Raw genomic sequence first — 20,972 nt, 5'->3', positions numbered from 1 at the left:
TCTGCCAGCGCGGAAGGTCGATCGGGGCGGGATGGGGATCATCCGCACCATGGGAACAAGGAAAGCTCCCTGCACGTCCCCGCTCCCTCGGCCGGAAATCGTCGTACTCCGGGCCATCGGTGTAAAGGGCGCCTGACGGCGTCGCTGACGCGAGCTCGCTTCGCTCGCCCCTTGACACCGATCCCCCGGAGCTACGAGACGGCCTGTATGAGGGAGCAGAGGGGAGAACTAGGCAGCCTCCCTACACTCCCCCGGCTCCCTCGCACAGGCCGTCCCTAGCGCCGCAGCGTCGGGGTCAAGAGTGGCGAAGCCATCGCGCAGCGACGCCGCAGGCGCTCTTGAGGCCGGCGATGCGGCGTTAGACCATCCCCGGCCGAGGGAGCCCTCACACCAGGGGAGGAGCAGCTCGCTCATCGCCTGAGCACCAGTCACCCGCCCCCGCAGCCGCCGCACCCGCCGCCACAGCCGCCGCTGCCGCAGCTGGATCCCCCGTCGCCCCCACCGCCCCCCGAACCGCCGGTGTCGCCGACGTAGGCGCCGCCGACAGCGCCGCCGTAGCTCCAGGCCGCGACGGACGCGACGCCGGCCGAGGCCAGCAACGCGCCGCGGACCTCCCGGTCCGGGTACGCCGAGAGCCCGTGCAACGCGACGCGTACGACCGGCCCCCGCTCCTCGGCCGACGCGAGGGCCTGGTCCCCGTGCACGGTGCGCGGCGGCACCTGCCTGGACCGCACGGCGACGATCGCGACGACCGTGGCCGCCAACAGCACGGTCAGGAAGCCGATCGGGAGGCGCTCGCCGAGCGCGACAAACCAGCGCAGCGCTCCCACGGCCAGCACCACCCACAGTCCTCGCACGGCGCGTCGGCGCGCCCGGGCCGCGGCCGAGGGCGACACCAGCAGGCCGTTCGCGGCCAGCCGGTCGCCTCTCAGGCGGACCACGCCGGACCCGGCGTACGCACCCACCAGGGTGCCCACGCCCGCCCCACCGCGGCCGACCCGCTCCATGACGAGCTGGTCCAGCGGATTGGTCCCGCGCTCGTCGGTCGTGGTCGTGAGCGTCCCGGCGCGGCTGGTGCGCAGCCTGCCGCTGTCCACGAGCCGCGCGACGACCGTCTCGATCACCCGCTTGGGACCGCCGGCCAGGAAGGCCAGGTCCAGCTCGTCGAGCGTCGGCGCCGGGTCGGGCGCCGGCGGGCGACGCACCGCCGAACGGACCGCGGCCGCCGCCGCGAGCGCCAGCGCGAGACCGGCCGTGTAAAGCCCCAGAAACGCCGGCCCGGAGATCCCCCACAGATGGTCCATGACCGCTCCCTTCCCCGGCTCATTGTGACTCGGCGCATCTCGTTCGGGAGCCGGAATGTTCCAGGTGACGATATCCGAAAGCGATCACTGAACCGCTTCACTAAAGATCGATAAGCTGGCGAGACAGCCAAGATCTGCTGTTCGAGCTGCGGAAACCGCGCTATGGTGATCCCCGATTCTCTGATCCTCACCGCCGAAAACTGATCCGGTTCAGTTGGCGCGAGGAGGCGGGAGGCACTGGTGCTGCTGATCGAGGGCCGGCCGTGGCTCGGGGCCAACTTCTGGTCGCGGGCCGGGGGGCCGCTGATGTGGCGCCAGTACGACCCCGCGCTGGTCCGCGACGAACTCCAGGTCCTGCGCGAGCACGGCATGAACCTCACCCGATCGTTCTTCTTCTGGCCCGACTTCATGCCGGCCCCGGACCGGATCGACCCGGAGCTGGTGCGCCGCTACGCGGACTTCCTCGACCGCCACCACGAGCTCGGCATGCGGACCATCCCCACCTTCGTCGTCGGACACATGTCGGGCGAGAACTGGGACCCGGCCTGGCGCCGGGGCCGTGACCTCTACGCCGACGTGTGGATGGTGGCGAGGCAGGCCTGGTACGTCCGCGAGCTGACCGCCCGGTTCCACGAGCACCCGGCGGTGGCGGCCTGGCTGATCTCCAACGAGATGCCCATCTACGGCGAACCGTCCACGCGAGACAGGGTGACAGCCTGGGCGGAGCTCGTGGTGCAGGCAGTGCGTGCCGGCGGCGGAACCCAGCCGGTCTCGGTCGGCGACGGCGCCTGGGGTATCGAGGTCACCGGCGTGGACAACGGCTTCTCCGTGCGGGACCTCGCCGCCATCACCGACTTCGTCGGACCCCACGTCTACCGCATGGAGAACGACATCGTCCGCCAGCACCTGACGGCGGCCTTCGTCTGCGAGCTGGCCGGGACGATGGACAGACCGGTGGTGCTCGAGGAGTTCGGGGTCACCGACAACTTCGTCTCCGCCGAGCACGCCCGCCACTACTACCGGCAGACCCTGCACAACTCCCTGCTCGCCGGGGCCACCGGCTGGATCGCCTGGAACAACACCGACTACGACGACCTCTACGACCAGGACCCCTACCGGCACCACGCGTTCGAGATGCACTTCGGGCTCACCGACTCGACCGGGCGGCCCAAGCCACAGCTGGCCGAGGTGCGGGAGTTCGCGTCCGTACTGGACCGGGTGGACTTCGCCCGGTGCACCAGGGCACCCGGCCAGGTCGGGCTCCTCGTCCCGTCCTACCTCGAGCACGCGTACCCGTTCACCGAGGACTCCGACCGCACCTACCTGTTCGGCGTGCTGCGCCAGTCCTACGTCGCGACCCGTGCGGCGGACCTCCCGGTGCGGCTGCTGCGTGAGCGCGACGGCATTCCCGACGGGCTTGCGCTCTACCTCGTCCCCTCGGCCAAACAGCTCACCGCGCCAGCCTGGCGCCTGCTCGCCGAGGTGGCGCAGGACGGGGCGACCGTGTACGTCTCCTACAGCCCGGGCGGCAACGGCGTGCAGCGCGGCCCCTGGTACGCCGACCTCAACGGGATGTTCGGCGTCGAGCACCAGCTCCGCTACGGACTGGTCGACCCGATCGAGGACGACGAGGTCGGCGTCCGCTTCCTCGACGCCCTCGGCCCGATCGCGGCCGGCGCCACGCTCCGGTTCACCACCGGCGGCGACGAGCACTCCCGGGCCTACCTCCCGGTGCGGCCCACCTCCGCGCGGGTGCTCGCCGTCGACGGCCGCGACCGCCCGGTGCTGCTCGAGCGGACCACCGGTCGCGGGCGGATGGTGCTGTGTACCTACCCGATCGAGCACATGGCCGCGGCGCTGCCGAGCGTGAATCCGGAGCCGACCCACGCCGTCTACGACGCGCTGGCCGTGCTGGCCGGGGTCGAGCGGCCGGTGACGGTGGCCGACCCGCTCGTCCACGCCGCCACGTTGTCCCATGAGGACGGTCGACGGTTCGCCTGGCTGGTCAGCCAGTCGCCGGACCCGCTCACGGTCCGGCCGACGGTCCGGGGCGGGCTTGCCGGCCTCGAGGACTGGCGGCCCCTCGACGAGCTGACCCTGCCGCCCTTCGGGGTCAGCGTGCTCAACCTGCTCCCCGACTCGTAGAAAGAAGGAGAGACCCGATGCGGAACCGGTGGAGGTATCTGGTCCTGCTCCTGTCGGTCGGCCTGGCGGCCGCCTGTACGGGTGTGGACGGTGGCGAGGGCGGCGACGGCGAGGGCGGCGGCAGCTACCCGAGGGCGCAGACGTTGTTCACCAGCGGCACGCAGTGGGGGGCGCCGGTGAACTGGAACCCGATCATGAACTGGACCTACGCGACCGGCACCGTCGGGCTGGTCTACGAGACGCTGTTCCTCCATGACCCACTCACCGGCGAGTTCGAGCCCTGGCTCGCCGAGAGCGGCGACTGGACCAACGACAACACCTACGAGGTGACCTTGCGGGAGGAGCTCACCTGGACCGACGGTGAGCCGATCACCGCCGAGGATGTCGTGTTCACGGTGAACCTGGGTGAGATGAAGTCGGTGCCCTACAACGAGCTCTGGAAGTTCCTGGACAGCGCGGAGGCCGTCGACGAGCGCACCGCCCGGTTCACCTTCTCCGAGCCGCGCTACCAGCAGTGGGCGAACTGGGTCTACTTCAGCCCGATCGTGCCCAAACACCTGTGGGAGGACAGGTCCGAGAAGGACGTGACGGCCGGCGCGAACGAGAACCCAGTGGGTTCCGGGCCGTACAAGTACGAGGCGCACGACCAGGACCGGCAGGTCTGGGTGAAGAACGACGACTGGTGGGGCAAGGAGGCCCTCGGCCTCGACGTCAAGCCGCGCTACGTGGTGGACCTGGTCAACTCGAGCAACGAGGCCGCACTCAGCCAGCTGCTGGCGGGCGAGATCGACCTGAGCAACAACTTCCTGCCCGGCATCGCCGACCTGGTGAAGGGCGGCTACAAGCTCCACACCTACTTCTCCCAGGCCCCGTACATGCTCGCCGCCAACACGACCTGGATGGTGCCCAACACCACCAGGGCGCCGTTGAACGACCCCGCGTTCCGGCGGGCGCTGGCGAACTCGGTGGACGTCGGGAAGATCGTGAACTCGGTGTACGGACAGATCGTCTCTCCGGCCGACCCGACCGGCCTGCTGCCGATCTGGGACGAGTACATCGACAAGGCACAGGTCGACCGGCTCGGCTACTCGTTCGACACCAACCGTGCCAAGTCGCTCCTCGCGCAGGCCGGCTACCGCGACACCAACGGCGACGGGCTGGTCGAGAACAAGGACGGGTCGCCCATCGAGCTGACCCTCGCCACCCCGTCGGGTTGGACCGACTGGAACGAGTCGGCCAGGGTGATCGCCGAAGGGGCCAAGGCCGCCGGCATCAACCTCACCTCGGAGACTCCGGCCGACACCGTGGTCCAGGACATCCGGGAGAGCGGCGACTTCGACCTCATCCTGGACAACCAGCGGCAGATGGACAACACCCCGTGGCGCTACCTGGAGTACGTGTTCGGGCTGCCGATCCGGGAAAGCCAGACGACGGTCAACTACGGCCGGTACGAGAACCAGCAGGCGTGGGACCTGGTCAACCAGCTGGACGCGACGAAGATCGACGACAGGGCGGGAATGAAGGCCGTCATCTCGCGGCTGCACCGGATCCAGCTGACCGAGCTGCCGATGATCCCGTTGTGGTACAACGGCCTCTGGTCGCAGGCGAGCAACTCGGTGTGGACCAACTGGCCGGCGGACAGCGGTGACGCACCTCGCCTCGTGCCCACCATGTGGCGTGGCTACCTGCAACGCGGGGCGATCAAGATGCTGGCCGAGCTCCGCCCGGCCGAGCAGCAGTAGGGTCGGCATGGCCCGCTACTTCGGCCGCAAGCTGCTGATCTACGCGCTGACGTTCTTCGTCGCCGTGACGATCAACTGGCTGATCCCGAGGTTCATGCCGGGTGACCCGGTGCGCGCCATGGTCGCGCGCGCCGGGTTGCAGACCCCCGAGGGGGTCGCGGCCATGCGGGAGTACTACTCGAGCCTGTTCGGTTTCGACGTACCCGTCTGGCAGCAGTACCTCAACTTCTGGGGCGGGATCCTGCGCGGCGACCTCGGGGTCAGCCTGTTGGCGTTCCCGGAGCCGGTGACCTCGCTCATCCTGGGGGCCGTGCCCCTCACGCTGGGCCTGCTGATCCCGGCCATCCTGCTGAGCTGGTGGGCGGGCAACAAGTTCGGCGCCTACGCCGCGCGGAAGAAGGTGCTGGACAACGCGGTGCTGCCGGTCTGGTACGTCCTGACCGCCACCCCGTACATGTGGCTGGCGATCCTGATGGCGTGGGCACTGGGCAAGGTCGCCGGCCTGTTCCCGGTGGGCCGCCCCTACAGCGCCTCGCTGGTGCCGGAGTGGTCGTGGCTGTTCATCACCGACCTGGTCAGCCACTGGTTCCTGCCGTTCCTGTCGTTGTTCCTGGTGGCCTTCGGCGGCTGGGCGATCGGCATGCGCAACATGGTCATCTACGAGCTGGAGGCCGACTACGCGCACTACCTCTCCTCGCTCGGCGCGCCGCCGAAGCTCGTGCGCCGCTACGCCTTCCGCAACGCGCTGCTGCCGCAGATCACCGGACTCGCCCTGCAGCTCGGCGTGATCGTCGGCGGCGCGGTGGTGACCGAGATCGTCTTCGACTACCGCGGGCTCGGCTACCTGGTCCTCGAGGCGATCAAGGCCACCGACTTCTTCCTGCTGCAGGGGATCTTCCTGTTCATCGTGATCGGTGTGCTGCTGGCCAACTTCGTCATCGACATCGTCTACGTCCTGGTCGACCCGCGGACCAGGGCGGGAATGGGAGGTGACCGGTGACCGCACCGGAACCGGTGTCCGGGGAGTCCGGACCCGAGGTCGCCGCGGTACCCGGCGTCGCCACGGTCCGTGGCACCGGGGTGCGGCGCGAGGCGCTGTACTTCGCCGTCCGCAACCGCAAGCTGGTCGGTGGGCTGGCCGTGGTGGTGGTGTTCCTGCTGGCCGGGTTGGTCGGCCCGTTGCTGGTCGGCGACCCGCTCGCCTACGTCGGGCCGCCGGCGGCCGCTCCGTCGGGGGAGTATCCGCTGGGCACGACCACGTTCGGCCAGGACGTGCTGGCCCAGCTGTTGCACGGGCTGCGCGCGACCTTCCTCGTCGGGACGGTGGCCGCGCTGATCGCCGGCGTGATCGGCATGCTCGTCGGGTTCACCGGCGGCTACCGCGGCGGGCTGGTCGACGAGGTGCTCAACATGATCACCAACATCGTGCTCGTGCTGCCCGTGCTCGCGGTGTTGATGATCATCGCTGCCTACCTGCAGGTGCGCGACGTGCTCGTGCAGGCTGTGATCATCGGCCTGTTCTCCTGGCCCTGGGTGGCGCGGGCCATCCGCGCGCAGACCTTCTCGTTGCGGGCCAGGGAGTTCGTCGACCTTGCCCGGCTGTCCGGGATGCCGGTCCGGCGGATCGTCTTCCGCGAGATCGCCCCCAACATGGCCTCCTACCTGTTCATGGTGTTCATCCTGCTGTTCGGCGGCTCGGTGCTGTTCGCCGCGACGCTGGACTTCATCGGACTCGGCCCGACCGACGGGATCTCGCTCGGGCTGATGCTCAACCACGCCAAGCAGTGGAGCGCGATGAACCTCGGGATGTGGTGGTGGTTCGTCCCACCCGGACTGGCCATCACGGCGATCGTGGGGGCCATGTACGTGATGAACGTCGGCTTGGACGAGGTGTTCAACCCGAAGCTGCGGGAGACGTGATGAGCCTTGCGGTGGAGGACCTCCGGGTGTACTACCGGACCCTGCGCGGCGACGTGCGGGCGCTGGACGGTGTCACGTTCTCCCTGGCCGACCACGAGATCATGGGTCTGGTGGGGGAGTCCGGGTGCGGCAAGACCACGCTGGGCAAGAGCCTGGTCCGCCTGGACGGCCGCATGCGCCACGTCGGCGGCACGGTCACGCTGGACGGCCGGGAGCTGCCGATCGGCGAGGACGCCCGGATGAACGAGTTCCGGTTCGCCGAGGTCTCGGTCGTCCCCCAGTACGCGATGAGCGCGATGAACCCGACCAGGCGGATCGGCCGGATGGTGCGTGAGCTGGTGGGGTCGAGGGGGATCCCGTTCGCCTCCGTGCGGTCCGAACTGGACAGGCGGCTCGCGTTGGTCGGCCTGGACGCCGAGGTGCTGGAGCGGTACCCGATCGAGCTGTCCGGCGGCATGAAGCAGCGCATGGTCATGGTGATCTCGACGTTGCTGAACCCGTCGCTGCTGGTCGCCGACGAGGTGACCTCGGCGCTGGACGTGTCCACCCAGCGCGCGGTGGCCACGGCGCTGGCCGGTTTCCGCGACCGGGACCTCGTCCGTTCCATGATCGTGATCAGCCACGACCTCTCGCTGGTCTACCAGATCGCCGACACGGTCACGGTGATGTACGCGGGCCGGCTCGCCGAGAAGGGACCGACCGAGGTGATCGTCGAGCGCCCCCGGCACCCGTACACCCAGCTGCTGATCTCGGCGCTGCCCGAGGTCGGCGTGCGCTACGGCGGCAAGCGCCTCGCCGGCATCCCGGGGAGCCCGCCGTCGCTGCGCCCACCCCCACCGGGCTGCCGGTTCCGCGCCCGCTGCCCGCTCGCCTACGGGAAGTGCGCGGAGCAGCCGCCGTTCGCCGAGATCGAGCCCGGTCACGCGGTCGCGTGCTGGCGGGCGTCATGACCCCGGCCGTGGTGCGCCTGGACCGGGTCTCCAAGCGCTTCCGGGTCGGTGCCTTCGGGCGCCAGGAGCTGCTCGCGGTCCGGGACGTGAGCTTCGAGCTCCGGGCCGGCGAGGTCGTGTCGCTGATCGGGGAGAGCGGCAGCGGGAAGTCCACGATCGGGCGAATGATCCTGCGGCTCACCGCCGCCAGCAGCGGCACGATCACCTTCGACGGCACCGACGTCACCGGGCTGCGGCGGGGCGCGCTCAAGGAGTACTACCGGCGTGCGCAGGGGGTGTTCCAGGACCCGTTCAGCACCTACAACCCCGTGTTCAAGGCCGACCGGGTACTGGCGATGATCCGGTGGTCCTACTTCCCGGACGTGGGCGAGCAGGCGTGGCGGCAGCGGGTCGAGGACGCGCTCGCCGCGGTCAACCTCAACCCCGAGCTGGTCCTGGACAAGTACCCACACCAGCTCTCCGGCGGGCAGCTGCAACGGCTGCTGATCGCCCGCGCGCTGCTGCTGGACATCAAGCTGCTGGTAGCCGACGAGGTGATCAGCATGCTCGACGCGTCGACCCGCATCGACGTGCTGAACCTGTTGGCCGACCTCAAGGAGCGTGGTCTCGCGGTGCTGTTCATCACCCACGACCTGTCGCTGGGCAACTATCTCGCCGACCAGACGGTGATCCTGCGGCGCGGCTCCATCGTGGAGCGCGGAGCGACAACGGCCGTGTTCGGCGACCCCCTGCACCCCTACACCAGGACGCTGCTCGCGTCCGTGCCCCGCCTGGGTTCGAAGTGGACCGACGAGCCCCTCGACCCCGGCCCGTGCCGCTACCACGAGGTCCACCCCGAGGGCGGCCCGCCGCTCGCGGAGGTGGCCGAGGACCACTTCGTGGCATGCTTCAGGCTCCACGAAGGACGGAAATGCGGTTAGCGTGACGAAACGAGTGACGATCGCGGACATCGCGGCCAGGGCAGGCCTGTCCAAGGGAGCCGTGTCCTACGCCCTCAACGGCCAGCCCGGGGTGTCGGAGTCGACCAGGCAGCGGGTGCTGCGGATGGCGCTGGAGATGGGGTGGCACCCCAACAGCGCCGCGAAGGCCCTCTCCGGCGCCCGTGCCGGCGCGTTCGGCCTGGTCCTGGCCCGCTCCCCGGCCACGCTCGGCGTCGAGCCCTTCTTCATGAAGCTGATCTCCGGCATGGAGAGCGCGATGGCGGCCACCCAGACCGCGCTGCTGCTCCAGGTGGTCGCCGACCACGACGTGGAGATCGCCACCTATCGCCGCTGGTGGGCCGAGCGCCGGGTGGACGGCGTGTTCCTGATCGACCTGCGCTGCGACGACTGCCGGGTGCCGGTGCTCGAGGAGCTGAAGCTGCCCGCGATGGTGGTCGGCGGGCCAGGCCACCACGGCACCCTGCCCGGGGTGTGGATCGACGACGCCGGGGTGATGGTCGTGGTGATGGAGTACCTCGCGGCGCTGCGCCACCGGCGCATCGCCAGGGTGGCGGGGGTCGCCGGCATGCTGCACACCGAGGTGCGCACCCGCGCGTTCGAGGAGGTCTGCGCCCGCATCGGGCTCGACGGCACCACCGTCAACACCGACTACAGCCCCGACCAGGGAGCCCAGGTCACCCGCCGGCTGCTCAGCGCGGCGACCCCGCCCACCGCGATCGTCTACGACAACGACGTGATGGCGGTGGCCGGGGTGTCGGTCGCCCACGAGATGGGCGTCGACGTGCCCGGCGAGCTCTCCATCATGGCCTGGGACGACTCGGTGCTCTGCGAGATCGTCCACCCCGCGCTCACGGCGGTGAGCCGCGACATCGACGGCTACGGCAGGCATCTGGCCGAGCGCCTGCTGGCCCTGCTCGACGGCCAGGCGGTCACCGACTACGAGAACCCGCCGCCGCGGCTGGTCGTGCGGGGCAGCACCGCACGACCGACCGCGGGGACGGTCTGAGCGGTCACGTCGGCGCCGCGGTGCCTCCACTACTCTGTGGTACTTTGTAGTAGTACTCGGTACCACTGAGTACTGGGATGGCCGAGGGGCGGCATGGACGACCTGACGGAGATGCTGAAGGGCACGCTCGAGGGCTGTGTGCTGGAGATCATCGCCGGCGAGGAGACCTACGGGTACGCCATCACGCGTCGGCTGAACGAGCTCGGCTTCACCGACGTCGTCGAAGGGACGGTCTACACCATCCTGGTGCGGCTGGAGCGGAACGGGTTGGTCACGGTGGCGAAACGACCGTCAGGGGTTGGGCCACCACGGAAGTTCTATGCGCTCAACGAAGCGGGGCGCGAGGAGCTCGCGAGGTTCTGGGCGAAATGGGAGTACGTCACGTCACGAATCGCCAAGCTCAGGGAGGGCGGGAGATGAGTTTCTGGGAGAAGGTCACTGGAAGCGACCTCACCAGGGAATGGAAGGCGTTCGAGGTCCGGGCCGAGGCGTTGCCCGCCGACCACCGGGCGGCGTGGGAGCAGATCAAGGGCCATCTCGCCCCGTACTCGGACTTCACCGGGCGAAACCTGCTGCCGATTCTCGACAGTGCACTGGGACTGCTCGAGGAGACGGCGGCCGACGGCCAGCGAGCTCACGAGGTGCTGGGTGAGGACATCGGAGGCTTCTGCGCGGCGCTGGCCGGCGGAGAAGGGGCTCGGGGCTACCGCGACCGGTGGCGCGAGCAGCTGAACAGGAACGTCGCCAGGAAACTGGCCCAGCTGGGAGGCTGACGTGAGCATCCAGGACATCATCGAAGGCAAGAAGCAGTGGCGGGCACACGTCGCGCGGGTCAAGGCGCTTCCGCCGGACTACCGGATCGTCTACAAGGAGATGCAGAGGTACCTGTTCAAGGTCGGACCGGTCGGCCTGTCCGACGGGTCGCTGCTCTCCGGGATCGTCGACTTCTTCGACGAGGGCGTCGCCGCCGGCACGGGAGTCCTGGAGCTCGTCGGCGACGACGTCGCCGCCTTCTGCGACGACCTCATCAAGGACTCGCGCACCTACGCCGACATCTACCAGGAGTCGATCAGCGGAAGCGGCGGCCCGACCGGACGATGACACCCGCCGACGCCGTGGCGCCGGCGGGTGCCCCGGTGTGCCGGTGGCGGCCTCGTCTCAGCAGGGGCCGTGGCACATGGCGCGTTCGAGCATCGGCAGCGAGCGGTGCAGGGCGCGCTCCCAGTACGGCCAGGTGTGCCGGCCTGGACCGTAGAAGTCCGTCCGCACCGGGACGTGCACCTGGCGCAGCCGCTCCGCCAGCGCGACCGACTGCTCGCCCAGCAGCCGTTCGAGGTCGTCCGGGGCGGCGTCCGGCGGGTCGAGCGGACCGGGCTGGCCGTTGCCGGTCGAGAGGTAGACCGGCGTACCGCGCAGCCGCTTCGCGAGGTCGTAGGGGTTGTGCGCGGCCCAGACCCGGGCGTGGGTGACCGGGTCGCCCCACAGGTCGTCCGGGTCGAGGCTGTAGGCCTCGAGCAGCCACCGGACCAGCGAGATCCCGGTCTCGCCCTGGTAGGTCGTGTGCACGACGCCGCTGTAGGACGCGGCGGCCTCGAAGAACCCCGGGTGGCGGGCCGCGTAGGACAGGGCGCCGAAGCCGCCCATGGACAGGCCGGCCACCGCGCGGTCGTCGCCGGAGCGGTAGCGCCGCTCGAGCAGGCGGCGCAGCTCGGTCAGGTGGAAGGTCTCCCATCCGGGGCCCTCCAGCCAGTCCGAGTAGAAGCCGGCGGGACCGGCCTCCGGCATCACGACCATGATGTCGGAGTCCTCGGTCAGCTCCTCGACATCGGTGTTGTTGGTCCAGGAGCGGTACCCGACGTCGCCGTCGCAGCAGCCGTGCAGCAGGTAGAGCGTCGGCCACTCCCGGTGCGGGAACCTCGACCAGTTCCTCGGCACCAGCAGCCGCACCCCCACGTCCCGGCCGACGGCCGAGGAGCGCACGGTCAGCTCGACCAACCGCTCGCCGAGCCATTCCTCGTGCACCACCCGCGCGCCGCCCCGGGTGGCCGAGGCCGGTTGGGTGAGAACCAGACTGAACAACAGAACCAGGGTCAGCAGGAGTCCCCGGAGTCGCATGGCGTGCCCTTTCCCTCGCCCGCTGGTCGCTCCATGGTGCGCACGCCGACCCCGGTCGAACAAGCCCCCAGCACCGTCAACGCTGGGCAGGGGCTTGCGCGGCCCACTATGGTCTGTCCTTAAGCCGATCATCGAGGTGGGCCACCAATGACGTCGGACAAGCCGGAGCGGCGGGTCAGCGGGTTGGTCTTCAACCCCTGGAACCTGCTGCTGATCGCGCCGTTCATCGTGTTGTTCACACCCCTGTACAACCGCACGGAACCGCGCCTGCTGGGGCTGCCGTTCTTCTACTGGTTCCAGTTGGCGGTCATCATCGTCGGCGTGCTGTCGACGGTGATCGTGTACCGGATGACCCGCAGCCATCCGGTGGCGCCGCCGCCGGGTGAGGAACCCGGCGTCGACGAGCTCGACGAGGGGAGCGTTCGCTGATGGAGTGGGTCGAGCTCATCGTCTTCTCGCTGCTGTTCCTGCTCGTCACCGTGATGGGCTTCGTCGCGGCGCGCTGGCGGGCGGCGGCGTCGTTGGACCACCTCGACGAGTGGGGCCTGGGCGGGCGCAAGTTCGGCTCGTGGATCACCTGGTTCCTGATCGGCGGAGACCTCTACACCGCCTACACGTTCGTCGCGGTGCCGGCGTTGCTGTTCGGCGCGGGCGCCACCGGGTTCTTCGCGCTGCCGTACACGATCATCGCCTATCCGCTGGTGTTCCTGCCGATCCTGCGGATGTGGTCGGTCTCCCGCGCCCGCGGCTACGTCACGCCGGCCGACTTCGTGCGCGGCCGCTACGACTCGCCGCTGCTGGCCCTGGTGGTCGCGGTGACCGGGATCGTCGCGACGATGCCGTACATCGCGCTGCAGCTGGTCGGCCTGGAGGCCGTGCTGCGCTCGATGGGCTTCAACGGCGCGGGCTTCCTCGGCCACCTGCCGCTGCTGATCGCGTTCGTCATCCTGGCGCTCTACACCTACCAGTCCGGGCTGCGGGCGCCGGCGCTGATCGCGTTCGTCAAGGACATCCTGATCTACCTCGTGATCCTGGTCGCGGTGATCTACCTGCCGGCCAAGCTCGGCGGCTGGGACGCGATCTTCGGCGCGGCGCAGGAGAAGTTCGCCGCCTCCGAGGCGCCGGCCGACGGCATCCTGCTCAACGCCAACAACCAGCTCCAGTACGCGACGCTGGCACTCGGGTCGGCCCTGGCACTGTTCCTGTACCCGCACTCGATCACCGGCGTGCTCGCCTCGCGGGGGCGGGACGTGTTGAAGCGCAACATGTCCGCCCTGCCGGCCTACTCGCTGCTGCTCGGTCTGCTAGCGCTGCTCGGGTTCGTCGCGATCGCCGCCGGCACCAAGCCGATCGTCAACAACGCCACCGGACGGCCGGACAACAACACGATCGTGCCGGAGCTGTTCAACGGCCAGTTCCCCTCCTGGTTCGCCGGCATCGCCTTCGCCGCGATCGGCATCGGCGCGCTGGTCCCGGCCGCGATCATGTCGATCGCCGCGGCGAACCTGTGGACCAGGAACGTCTACAAGGAGTTCCTCCACAAGGACGCGACCCACGCGCAGGAGGCCAAGCAGGCCAAGGTGGCCTCGCTGGTGGTGAAGTTCGGCGCCGTCGCGTTCATCCTGTTCATCGACCCGCAGTACGCCATCGACCTCCAGCTGATCGGCGGCGTGATCATCCTGCAGACCCTGCCGGCCGTGGCGATCGCGCTGTACACGCGGTGGCTGCACCGCTGGGCGCTGCTCGCGGGCTGGCTGGTCGGGATGACCTGGGGGATGGTCCTGCTCTACGGCATCCCGAACCCGGCCTCGGGCCGGGCGCACTTCGGTGGTTCAGCGCTCGCCCTGGACAAGCTGAACCTGTTCGGCTGGCAGCCGTTCGAGGGCTCGACGGTGCAGATCTACGTCGGTTTCGTCGCGCTGCTGGCCAACCTGCTGGTGGCGGTGGTCGGCACGCTGATCGTGCGCCGGCTCAACGTGTCCAACGGCCAGGACGGCACCACCGACGCGGACTACCACGTCGACGAGGGCGACGAGGACCTGCGCCCGATCGCGGCCGCGCACTGACTCACGCGCGGGGCCGCCCGATCAGCCCGCGACACTTGGCGAGCGGGCCGGGCATACCGATCGCCACCGCGCCGGTGACCGTTCCGGCGCGGTGGTAGTGGGCCAGGAAGCGGCCCTCCGCGAGCGAGCCGGCGACCACGTCGAGCTCGTCGTCCGGTGCCGGCAGGCCGAGCGCCTGTAGCCGCAGGCCGTACTGGTCGGTCCAGAAGTAGGGGACCGCGCTCAACGCGGTCGGCCGCTCGGCGAACAGGTTGGCCGCCACCAGGTGCGCGGTGTCGACCGCGCCGGTCCAGTGCTCGAAGCGGACCGTGCCCGGGCCCCACGGGTGGGGGAACCGCGCCACGTCACCGGCCGCGAACACGTGGGCGTCGGAGGTGCGACCGGTGTTGTCGCACACCACGCCGTCGGCGAGCTCGAGGCCGGAGGTGGCCAGCCACTCGGTGTTCGGCGTCGAGCCGACGGCGACGACCACGACGTCGGCCGGCAGCACCATGCCGTCGGCGAGCTCGACACCGGCGACCCGGCCGTCGCCCTTGAGTCCGGTGACCTCGGTGGAGCAGAGCACCCGGACGCCGGCCGCCCGGTGCAGACCGGCGACGTGGCCGCCGATCACGGGGCCGAGCACCGGGGAGAGGGGTTGGTCCAGCCGCTCCACGAGGGTCACGTCCAGCCCGAGTCCGCGCGCTGTCGCCGCGACCTCGCAGCCGAGCACCCCGGCACCGACGACGACCACCGACCGGGCCGAAGCCAACGCCGACCGCAGTGCGACGCAGTCCTCCCAGTCGCGCAGCAGCCGCACCCCGCCCCACCCCGCGAACAGGGCGGGCAGCCGCGGACGTACCCCGGTCGCGACCACCAGCCGGTCGTAGCCGACCGCGTCACCGTCGAGCAGCAGCCGCCGGCCCGGTAGGTCGACGCCGGTCGCCCGCGTCCCCAGCCGGAGGTCGAGGTCGAGCTCGGCGTACTCCTCGGCGCGCAGCGGCGGCCGCTCGGCCGCCGGGTCGGTGAGCACGGCCTTGGACAGCGGCGGACGGTCGTAGGGCAGGTGCGGCTCCGCGCCGACCACCGTGACCGGCCCGGTGTGGCCGAGGCGGCGAAGGCGCTCGGCCGTACGCAACCCCGCCAACCCGGCACCCACGATCACGGTCGCGGAGGCGGACAGCTGGTCGGTCATACGTCCTCCTCGGCCACGGGTACCCGCTCATCGTGCCGGTCCGGGCGGGTCCGGTCATCATCCGCGCGGCGCTTACTCGAGTGGGGCGCGAGAGGGCCGGGGCTCATGGTTGCCCTGTGTGCCGCCGGCGGCGACGATGTGGGCATGACCAGGCGTGCCGTGTCCGATCTTCCGCTGTTCCCGACGTCGCTGGTGGGTAGCTACGCCCAGCCGGACTGGCTGATCGACCGGGAGCGGTTGGCGGGGCGCTTCCCGCCGCGGGTGCGGGCCAAGGAGCTGTGGCGGGTGGCGCCGGAGTTCCTCGGCCAGGCCCAGGACGACGCGACGGTGCTGGCGATCCGCGAACAGGAGCGCGCCGGGCTGGACATCCTCACCGACGGCGAGGTCCGCCGGGAGAGCTACTCCAACCACTTCGCGACCGCGCTGACCGGGTTGGACCTCGACAACCCCGGCGTGGCCACGGACCGCAGCGGGCACCCCAACCCGGTACCGAGGATCACCGGACCGATCCGGCGACCGCACCCGGTGCAGGTGCGCGACCTGGAGTTCCTGCGGGCGCAGACCGACCGACCGGTGAAGATCACCGTGCCCGGCCCGTTCACGATGAGCCAGCAGGCCCAGAACGACCACTACCCGGACCTCGAGGCCGCCGCGATGGCCTACGCCGACGCGGTCAACGCCGAGATCAAGGACCTGTTCGCGGCCGGAGCGGACATCGTCCAGATCGACGAGCCCTACCTGCAGGCCCGGCCCGACGCCGCCAGGGCCTACGGCCTCGCCGCGCTGAACGCGGCGCTCGCGGGGGTCACCGGTCCGACAGCGGTGCACCTGTGCTTCGGCTACGCGGCGATCATCCACGAGCGGCCGGAGGGCTACTCGTTCCTGCCCGAGCTCGCCGGCTGCCCGGTGGAGATGATCTCCATCGAGACCGCGCAGTCCAACCTGGACCTCGGCGTGCTGTCCGACCTGGCCGGAAAGACGATCATCCTCGGCGTGATCGACCTGTCCGACCACGACGTGGAGCCGGCGGAGGTGGTGGCGGCCCGGGTCCGCCGGGCGCTGGACCGGGTGCCGCCCGAGCGGCTGGTCATCGCGCCCGACTGCGGCATGAAGTACCTCCCGCGCCGCTCCGCCGCCGGCAAGCTCGTGGCGATGGCCGGCGCCGCGGAGATCCTCCGCCGCGAGCACGCGCGCTAGACGCCCTGGGGCGCGTCCTCAGTCCGCCCACACCTCCCGGACCTGGCCGAGCACGGACCGGGCCTGGGCGAGGCCGGCTCGGGCGGCCTGGGCGCGCCGGGACGGGTCGAGCACGTTGCGGCCGATCGCGCGCACGGCCGCCGGGTCGGGGGTCACCAGCGCCACCCTCGACCGGGCACGCAGGGCCTCGACCTGGGTGGCGACCGGGGTCAGCTGACCGAGCCCGCGGGCGATCGGGGCGAGCACGACCACCCGCTCGTACCCCCCGGCCAGGTCGGCGTTGGCGCTGGAACGCATCCCGCCGTCCATGAACCGCTGGCCGTCGATCGTGACCGGCGGCCAGACACCCGGCACCGCGCAGCTCGCCGCGACCGCGCGGACCAGCGGCACGCCCGAGTCGCGGTCGAAGACACGGAACTCGCCCGATCCGGCGTCCACCGCGGTGACCAGCAGCGGCCTGTCCGGCCATTCCCGCACCGGCAACCGCGACTCGATGACCTGGATCCGCGCGCTCTCCGGCTCCGTCGTCGCCCGCAAGGCCATCCGACCGATCCTGGCGCGTGCCCGCGCCGGCGTGCCCGGTCCGACCATCGCGACCGCGTAGCGCAGCAGAACGCCGGGACCGAGCGCCGCGGCGACCTCCCCGTCCGGCGGCTCGAGCTGCGCGCGGTAGCGCTCCCGCGGGTCCAGCCCGCTCGCGACCTGAGCCCCCACCACGGACCCGGCCGAGGTGCCCACGACCAGGTCGGCCGCGGTCAGGTCCACCCCGGCCTCGGCGAGCCCCGCCAACAGGCCCCACTCCCAGGCGATCCCGGTGATGCCGCCTCCGCCGAGAACCAGTGCACGCGTCATGCCACCCATCATGCCGACCCCGTACCCGGTCGTCCGCGCTCAGCCGCGCAGGTTGGACAGGCCGCGGAGCACGCGCCCGAGCAGTTCGATGTCGGGCCGGTCGCCCTCGCTCCGGGACTCGTGCACCTCCACCAGTCCGAGGCCGGCCATGTCCGAGAGCAACACCCGCACCACGCCGAGCGGCAGGGACAGCAGCGCGCCGATCTCGGCCACCGACTTCGTCTCCCGGCACAGCTGCGCGACCGCCTGGTGCTCGCTGCGCAGCCCGTCCATCCGGGCCTCGGCCCTCGGGGTCGTGGAGATCAGCGTCTCGATCTCCAGCTTGACCGTCGAGCGGGTACGGCCGCCGGTCCAGGCGTAGGCACGGACGATCGAGGCGCCCTCCTCGATCGGCTCCTCCTCGCCGGGCTCGGGCCTCGCCGGCGCCGGTGCGGGGGCCGCGGCCGAGCGCGTCGGGCGTGCCCGCCCGCCGCGGGAGAGCCCGTTGAGCACATCGGCGAAGGTCTGCTCCGCCGGCTCGTCGGCGGCCATGTCAGCCGGTGGCGAGAGCGGCTCGCAGCTGCGGGGTCAGGATCTCCCCCACCTGGTCCACCAGGACCGTCATCTCGTACGCCACCTGCGAGATGTCACAGTCGCGCACGGCCAGCACGGCCAGGCATGAACCGTCCTTGATGGACGTGATCAGCAGGGCCCCGTGGTCCATCTCCACGATCGACCGGATCACCTTGTCGGCGCCGAGGCACTTGGCGGCGCCGAGGTTGAGGCTGACGATGCCGGCCGAGATCGCGGACATCTGCTGGGCCCTGTCCACCGGCAGTCGTGCCGACGAGGCGAGCAGCAGCCCGTCGACGGAGACCACCACGGCGTGGGCCACCCCGGGGACGCTCTCGGCGAAGTTGTTCACCAACCAGCCGAACTGCCCCAGGTGCTGGGTGTCCTCCTGCGTGGCGATCATCGCTCTTCCTTCCGGTTCTGGCTGTCACGGATACCCGCCTGGAAGCTGCTGAGGAACCCCCGCGCCCGCGCGGCGTCCCTGGCCGGACGGTCGGCGGTCGGCCCCGTCCCGGGCGGCTTCGCCGCGGGCAGGGTCACGGTCGGCGCCATCGCGGGGTTCGTGGCGGGGTTCGCGGCCGGGTTGGCGGGTGGGGCGAGCAGCTGGCCCCGGGGCACTCGCTTGGGCAGCCCGCCCGGTCCGGGCTCGGGCGCGGTCTCCGAGGGCGGCGGGGGCGCGAGCTGCTGCGGTGCGGCCGAGGAGGAGGTGAGCGGCCGGTTCAGCCAGGTGAAGTCGCCAGCCCCGCCGGGCGCCGGGCCCTGGGGGGCCGGGTTCTGGGGTGCCGGGTCGACCGGGGTCTGTGCGGTGAACAGGATCGAGGCGGGTGTGTTGGCGAGCGGCAGGTCGTGCAGCCGCACGTGGATCCCGGCCAGCTCGAGCCGCCCGGCCACCTCCTCGACCGCGACGACCGAACCCGGCCCGGCGGACGGGCCGGACCCGTTGCCCGAGCGGGAGGTCTGCAGCACACCGGAGAGCGGACCGACCGGGGTGCCGTCCCGAGCGGGTCGCGTCGGGGCGGCCGACGCGGCCGCCACCAGGGTCGTGGGGACGAGCATCGACGCGGACAGGCCCGCGTCCGCGCGCCTGTTCAGCGTGACCCGGATCCCGTGTCGGGCGGTGAGCCGACCCACCACGAACAGACCCATCTGCCGGGAGATCGGCACGTCGACACCGCCGCCGGCAGCCACACGCTCGTTGGCCTCGCGCAGGTCGGCGTCCGACATCCCCACACCCTCGTCGAGGACCTCGACCACCACCGCCCCGTCCTCGGCCAACCGGCTCTCGATGAGGACCTGGCTGTCGGGCGGGGAGAACGTGGTGGCGTTCTCGATCAGCTCGGCCACCGAGCGGATCAGGTCGCCGGCCGCGTACCCGACGATCCGGACGCCCGGCGCCGAGCGGACCAGCGCGCGCTGGTAGTGCTCCACCTCGGACACCGCGGCCCGCAGGATGTCGGTCAGCGGCACCGACTCGGTGAACCGCCGGGTGAGCTGTGCGCCGGAGAGCACCATCAGGTTCTCGTTGTTGCGGCGCATCCGGGTCGCCAGGTGGTCGATCCGGAACAGGTTCGACAGCTGCTCGGGGTCGTCCGCCTTCTGCTCCAGCTGCTCCAGCTGCTTGAGCTGGCGCTCGACCAGACCCTGGCTGCGGCGGGAGAGGTTCTGGAAGATGCTGCTCAGGTCGCTGCGCAGGTTCGCCTCGTCGATGGCCGAGCGGACCGCCTGCTCGTTCACCCGGTCGAAGGCCCGGGCGAGCTGACCGAACTCCTCCGTGGTGTGCAGGGGCACCGGCTCGATCCTGGCCTCCTCGGACCGGCCCGCGCGGATGGCGGCCACCGCCTGCGGCAGGCGGTCGGCGGCCACGTCGAGCACCGTGCGGCGCAGGACGGTGAAGGACCGCACCAGGTAGCGACCGAGGACGCCGCCGATGCCGGCGGCGAGCAGAACGAGCGTGAGCAGCAGGACCGACTCCGCGCCGGCGCGGTTGCCGATGCTGGTGGCGAGGTCGCCGGACTGGGCGCGCAGCCGCTGCGCCGCCTGCCCGGTCACCTGGGCCAGCAGGTCACCGGTGGCGCTGGACGCGGAGTCCCAGGCCTCCCTGTTGAACTGCGGTGCCGACGAGCGAGCGGCGGTGGCCAGCAGCTGCCGCTCGGTCACCGGCGTGCCGGTCACGGTCGACTCGTAGAGCGAGCGCAGCTCTGCCGGGGCGGTCGCGCGGAAGTCGCGCAGGTTGTCGTCGAGCCGAACGTCGGCCTCGACCATCATCTCCCGCTCACCGGCCGTGAGCGTGCCGTCGCGCACGCCCAGCATGCCCGCGGCGTGCTGGATGCCCACCTGCTCGCGGACCGCCTGCAGCTCGTTGACCGCGATCGAGGCGCTGGTGAGGTTCTCGTCGGGGAAGCGGCCGACCAGCGCCCGGTCGAACTCGATGACCGCGTTGGTGACCGCGTTGTAGGCGCTGAGCACGACCAGACCGTCGCCGTCGGCGACCTTGCGGGCGTAGGGGAGCAGGTCCAGCGCTCCGACAACGTTCTCGTAACGCTGGCTCGGGCCGGTGCCGAGGTCGGGTGCCTGCTCCACGGCGTCCCTGGCCCGCGCGACGGCCAGATCGGTCTGCTCACCGATCCTGCCGAGGTCCACCCAGCCGCGCATGGCGGCGTTGCGCTCGTCCTGGATCGCGGTCAGCGCGCGGACCAGCTCCACCCGCAGGGTCGCGATCCGTTCGATGTCCTCGTAGGAGCGGGCCAGCGCGACGTCCGCCTGCACCCGCAGCACGCCGAGCACCAGCGCGCCGACGACCGGCACCACCAGCACCACGCTCAGCTTCACCAGCAGTGGCCAGTTGCGCCACTGCGCGGCCTTCACCCACCACGCCCGCTTCACGAGCTGCACCTCACGGGATCTCCGGCGTGATGGCCGGCTCGACTTTCTCCCAAACCTAGGATTCGCAGACATTGTGGACAAGAGCGGTTTTCGCCACCGCGCGAATACGGACCGTCATCACTGAT

The 20,972-nt window shown here is 70.9% G+C and carries 20 protein-coding genes; 13 read left to right on the top strand and 7 right to left on the bottom strand.

Going from position 1 to position 20,972, the window contains the following annotated elements:
• Positions 1-428: 428 nt before the first annotated feature.
• Positions 429-1,304 carry a TIGR04222 domain-containing membrane protein gene (locus tag BU204_RS21760; protein WP_075127561.1) on the bottom strand — a complete coding sequence of 292 codons (876 nt, stop codon included), beginning with the start codon at positions 1,302-1,304 and terminating at the stop codon, positions 429-431.
• A gap of 240 nt (positions 1,305-1,544) precedes the next feature.
• On the opposite strand from BU204_RS21760, the gene BU204_RS21755 reads away from it, so the two are divergent.
• The 10 genes from BU204_RS21755 to BU204_RS21710 all read left to right on the top strand — a co-directional run bounded on the left by BU204_RS21755 (position 1,545) and on the right by BU204_RS21710 (position 11,109).
• Positions 1,545-3,449 carry a glycoside hydrolase 5 family protein gene (locus BU204_RS21755; protein ID WP_233160450.1) on the top strand — a complete coding sequence of 635 codons (1,905 nt, stop codon included), beginning with the start codon at positions 1,545-1,547 and terminating at the stop codon, positions 3,447-3,449.
• Positions 3,450-3,466: 17 nt separating this feature from the next.
• On the top strand, positions 3,467-5,191 hold the full coding sequence (locus BU204_RS21750) for an ABC transporter substrate-binding protein (protein ID WP_075127559.1): 1,725 nt from the start codon (positions 3,467-3,469) through the stop codon (positions 5,189-5,191).
• Between the two features lie 7 nt (positions 5,192-5,198).
• Positions 5,199-6,191 (top strand): ABC transporter permease, encoded by a 993-nt coding sequence (locus BU204_RS21745; protein WP_075127558.1) that lies wholly within the window; start codon positions 5,199-5,201, stop codon positions 6,189-6,191.
• Positions 6,188-7,111, top strand: coding sequence for an ABC transporter permease (locus BU204_RS21740; protein ID WP_083661503.1), 924 nt, complete (start codon positions 6,188-6,190; stop codon positions 7,109-7,111). Before BU204_RS21745 ends, BU204_RS21740 begins: the two co-directional genes overlap by 4 nt.
• On the top strand, positions 7,111-8,061 hold the full coding sequence (locus BU204_RS21735) for an ABC transporter ATP-binding protein (RefSeq protein ID WP_075127557.1): 951 nt from the start codon (positions 7,111-7,113) through the stop codon (positions 8,059-8,061). Before BU204_RS21740 ends, BU204_RS21735 begins: the two co-directional genes overlap by 1 nt.
• Entirely contained in the window at positions 8,058-8,981 is a 924-nt protein-coding gene (locus BU204_RS21730) for an ABC transporter ATP-binding protein (protein WP_075127581.1), read from the top strand. The genes BU204_RS21735 and BU204_RS21730 overlap by 4 nt, the downstream gene beginning before the upstream one ends.
• 1 nt (position 8,982) lies before the next feature.
• Positions 8,983-10,008 carry a LacI family DNA-binding transcriptional regulator gene (locus BU204_RS21725; RefSeq protein ID WP_075127556.1) on the top strand — a complete coding sequence of 342 codons (1,026 nt, stop codon included), beginning with the start codon at positions 8,983-8,985 and terminating at the stop codon, positions 10,006-10,008.
• Positions 10,009-10,101: 93 nt separating this feature from the next.
• Complete coding sequence (locus BU204_RS21720) at positions 10,102-10,428, top strand: PadR family transcriptional regulator (protein WP_075127555.1); 327 nt, start codon at positions 10,102-10,104, stop codon at positions 10,426-10,428.
• Positions 10,425-10,781, top strand: coding sequence for a DUF1048 domain-containing protein (locus BU204_RS21715; protein WP_075127554.1), 357 nt, complete (start codon positions 10,425-10,427; stop codon positions 10,779-10,781). Before BU204_RS21720 ends, BU204_RS21715 begins: the two co-directional genes overlap by 4 nt.
• Before the next feature lies 1 nt (position 10,782).
• Entirely contained in the window at positions 10,783-11,109 is a 327-nt protein-coding gene (locus BU204_RS21710) for a DUF1048 domain-containing protein (protein WP_075127553.1), read from the top strand.
• Positions 11,110-11,166: 57 nt separating this feature from the next.
• Here the strand turns inward: BU204_RS21710 and BU204_RS21705 are convergent, their stop codons facing one another.
• Complete coding sequence (locus tag BU204_RS21705) at positions 11,167-12,123, bottom strand: alpha/beta hydrolase (RefSeq protein ID WP_075127552.1); 957 nt, start codon at positions 12,121-12,123, stop codon at positions 11,167-11,169.
• Between the two features lie 147 nt (positions 12,124-12,270).
• On the opposite strand from BU204_RS21705, the gene BU204_RS21700 reads away from it, so the two are divergent.
• Together BU204_RS21700 and mctP are read left to right on the top strand one after the other, a co-directional pair.
• Positions 12,271-12,552: a DUF3311 domain-containing protein gene (locus BU204_RS21700; protein ID WP_075127551.1), complete on the top strand. Its 282-nt coding sequence runs from the start codon at positions 12,271-12,273 to the stop codon at positions 12,550-12,552.
• On the top strand, positions 12,552-14,189 hold the full coding sequence (gene mctP, locus BU204_RS21695) for a monocarboxylate uptake permease MctP (RefSeq protein WP_075127550.1): 1,638 nt from the start codon (positions 12,552-12,554) through the stop codon (positions 14,187-14,189). The genes BU204_RS21700 and mctP overlap by 1 nt, the downstream gene beginning before the upstream one ends.
• Position 14,190: 1 nt before the next feature.
• Here mctP and BU204_RS21690 read toward each other — a convergent pair whose 3' ends face one another.
• On the bottom strand, positions 14,191-15,363 hold the full coding sequence (locus tag BU204_RS21690) for an NAD(P)/FAD-dependent oxidoreductase (RefSeq protein WP_075127549.1): 1,173 nt from the start codon (positions 15,361-15,363) through the stop codon (positions 14,191-14,193).
• Between the two features lie 144 nt (positions 15,364-15,507).
• Here BU204_RS21690 and BU204_RS21685 point away from each other — a divergent pair, with 144 nt between their 5' ends.
• Complete coding sequence (locus BU204_RS21685; RefSeq protein WP_075127548.1) at positions 15,508-16,560, top strand: uroporphyrinogen decarboxylase family protein; 1,053 nt, start codon at positions 15,508-15,510, stop codon at positions 16,558-16,560.
• Positions 16,561-16,578: 18 nt separating this feature from the next.
• Here the strand turns inward: BU204_RS21685 and BU204_RS21680 are convergent, their stop codons facing one another.
• The 4 genes from BU204_RS21680 to BU204_RS21665 are packed head-to-tail and all read right to left on the bottom strand — an operon-like array spanning position 16,579 to position 20,847.
• Positions 16,579-17,412 (bottom strand): patatin-like phospholipase family protein, encoded by an 834-nt coding sequence (locus tag BU204_RS21680; protein WP_075127580.1) that lies wholly within the window; start codon positions 17,410-17,412, stop codon positions 16,579-16,581.
• A gap of 39 nt (positions 17,413-17,451) precedes the next feature.
• A complete protein-coding gene (locus BU204_RS21675) occupies positions 17,452-17,943 on the bottom strand; it encodes a DUF742 domain-containing protein (protein ID WP_075127547.1) in 492 nt (163 codons plus the stop codon).
• A 1-nt stretch (position 17,944) separates the two neighbouring features.
• Positions 17,945-18,367: a roadblock/LC7 domain-containing protein gene (locus BU204_RS21670; protein ID WP_075127546.1), complete on the bottom strand. Its 423-nt coding sequence runs from the start codon at positions 18,365-18,367 to the stop codon at positions 17,945-17,947.
• Positions 18,364-20,847 carry a nitrate- and nitrite sensing domain-containing protein gene (locus BU204_RS21665; protein WP_143229639.1) on the bottom strand — a complete coding sequence of 828 codons (2,484 nt, stop codon included), beginning with the start codon at positions 20,845-20,847 and terminating at the stop codon, positions 18,364-18,366. The genes BU204_RS21670 and BU204_RS21665 overlap by 4 nt, the downstream gene beginning before the upstream one ends.
• Positions 20,848-20,972: the final 125 nt, after the last annotated feature.

Source organism: Actinophytocola xanthii (assembly GCF_001921205.1).
Classification (GTDB): domain Bacteria; phylum Actinomycetota; class Actinomycetes; order Mycobacteriales; family Pseudonocardiaceae; genus Actinophytocola; species Actinophytocola xanthii.
Note: the sequence above shows the minus strand (reverse complement) of the source record. Positions and strands in the feature narration are given on the sequence as shown.

What these genes read in the sequence shown, in the direction of transcription:
- BU204_RS21700 (WP_075127551.1), top strand. Translation starts at nt 12,271, where the DNA reads ATGACGTCGGACAAGCCGGAGCGGCGGGTCAGCGGGTTGGTCTTCAAC.
- BU204_RS21715 (WP_075127554.1), top strand. Translation starts at nt 10,425, where the DNA reads ATGAGTTTCTGGGAGAAGGTCACTGGAAGCGACCTCACCAGGGAATGG.
- BU204_RS21730 (WP_075127581.1), top strand. Translation starts at nt 8,058, where the DNA reads ATGACCCCGGCCGTGGTGCGCCTGGACCGGGTCTCCAAGCGCTTCCGG.
- BU204_RS21705 (WP_075127552.1), bottom strand. Translation starts at nt 12,123, where the DNA reads ATGCGACTCCGGGGACTCCTGCTGACCCTGGTTCTGTTGTTCAGTCTG.
- BU204_RS21675 (WP_075127547.1), bottom strand. Translation starts at nt 17,943, where the DNA reads ATGGCCGCCGACGAGCCGGCGGAGCAGACCTTCGCCGATGTGCTCAAC.
- BU204_RS21685 (WP_075127548.1), top strand. Translation starts at nt 15,508, where the DNA reads ATGACCAGGCGTGCCGTGTCCGATCTTCCGCTGTTCCCGACGTCGCTG.
- BU204_RS21670 (WP_075127546.1), bottom strand. Translation starts at nt 18,367, where the DNA reads ATGATCGCCACGCAGGAGGACACCCAGCACCTGGGGCAGTTCGGCTGG.
- BU204_RS21745 (WP_075127558.1), top strand. Translation starts at nt 5,199, where the DNA reads ATGGCCCGCTACTTCGGCCGCAAGCTGCTGATCTACGCGCTGACGTTC.
- BU204_RS21680 (WP_075127580.1), bottom strand. Translation starts at nt 17,412, where the DNA reads ATGACGCGTGCACTGGTTCTCGGCGGAGGCGGCATCACCGGGATCGCC.
- BU204_RS21750 (WP_075127559.1), top strand. Translation starts at nt 3,467, where the DNA reads ATGCGGAACCGGTGGAGGTATCTGGTCCTGCTCCTGTCGGTCGGCCTG.
- BU204_RS21690 (WP_075127549.1), bottom strand. Translation starts at nt 15,363, where the DNA reads ATGACCGACCAGCTGTCCGCCTCCGCGACCGTGATCGTGGGTGCCGGG.
- BU204_RS21720 (WP_075127555.1), top strand. Translation starts at nt 10,102, where the DNA reads ATGGACGACCTGACGGAGATGCTGAAGGGCACGCTCGAGGGCTGTGTG.
- mctP (WP_075127550.1), top strand. Translation starts at nt 12,552, where the DNA reads ATGGAGTGGGTCGAGCTCATCGTCTTCTCGCTGCTGTTCCTGCTCGTC.
- BU204_RS21760 (WP_075127561.1), bottom strand. Translation starts at nt 1,304, where the DNA reads ATGGACCATCTGTGGGGGATCTCCGGGCCGGCGTTTCTGGGGCTTTAC.
- BU204_RS21735 (WP_075127557.1), top strand. Translation starts at nt 7,111, where the DNA reads ATGAGCCTTGCGGTGGAGGACCTCCGGGTGTACTACCGGACCCTGCGC.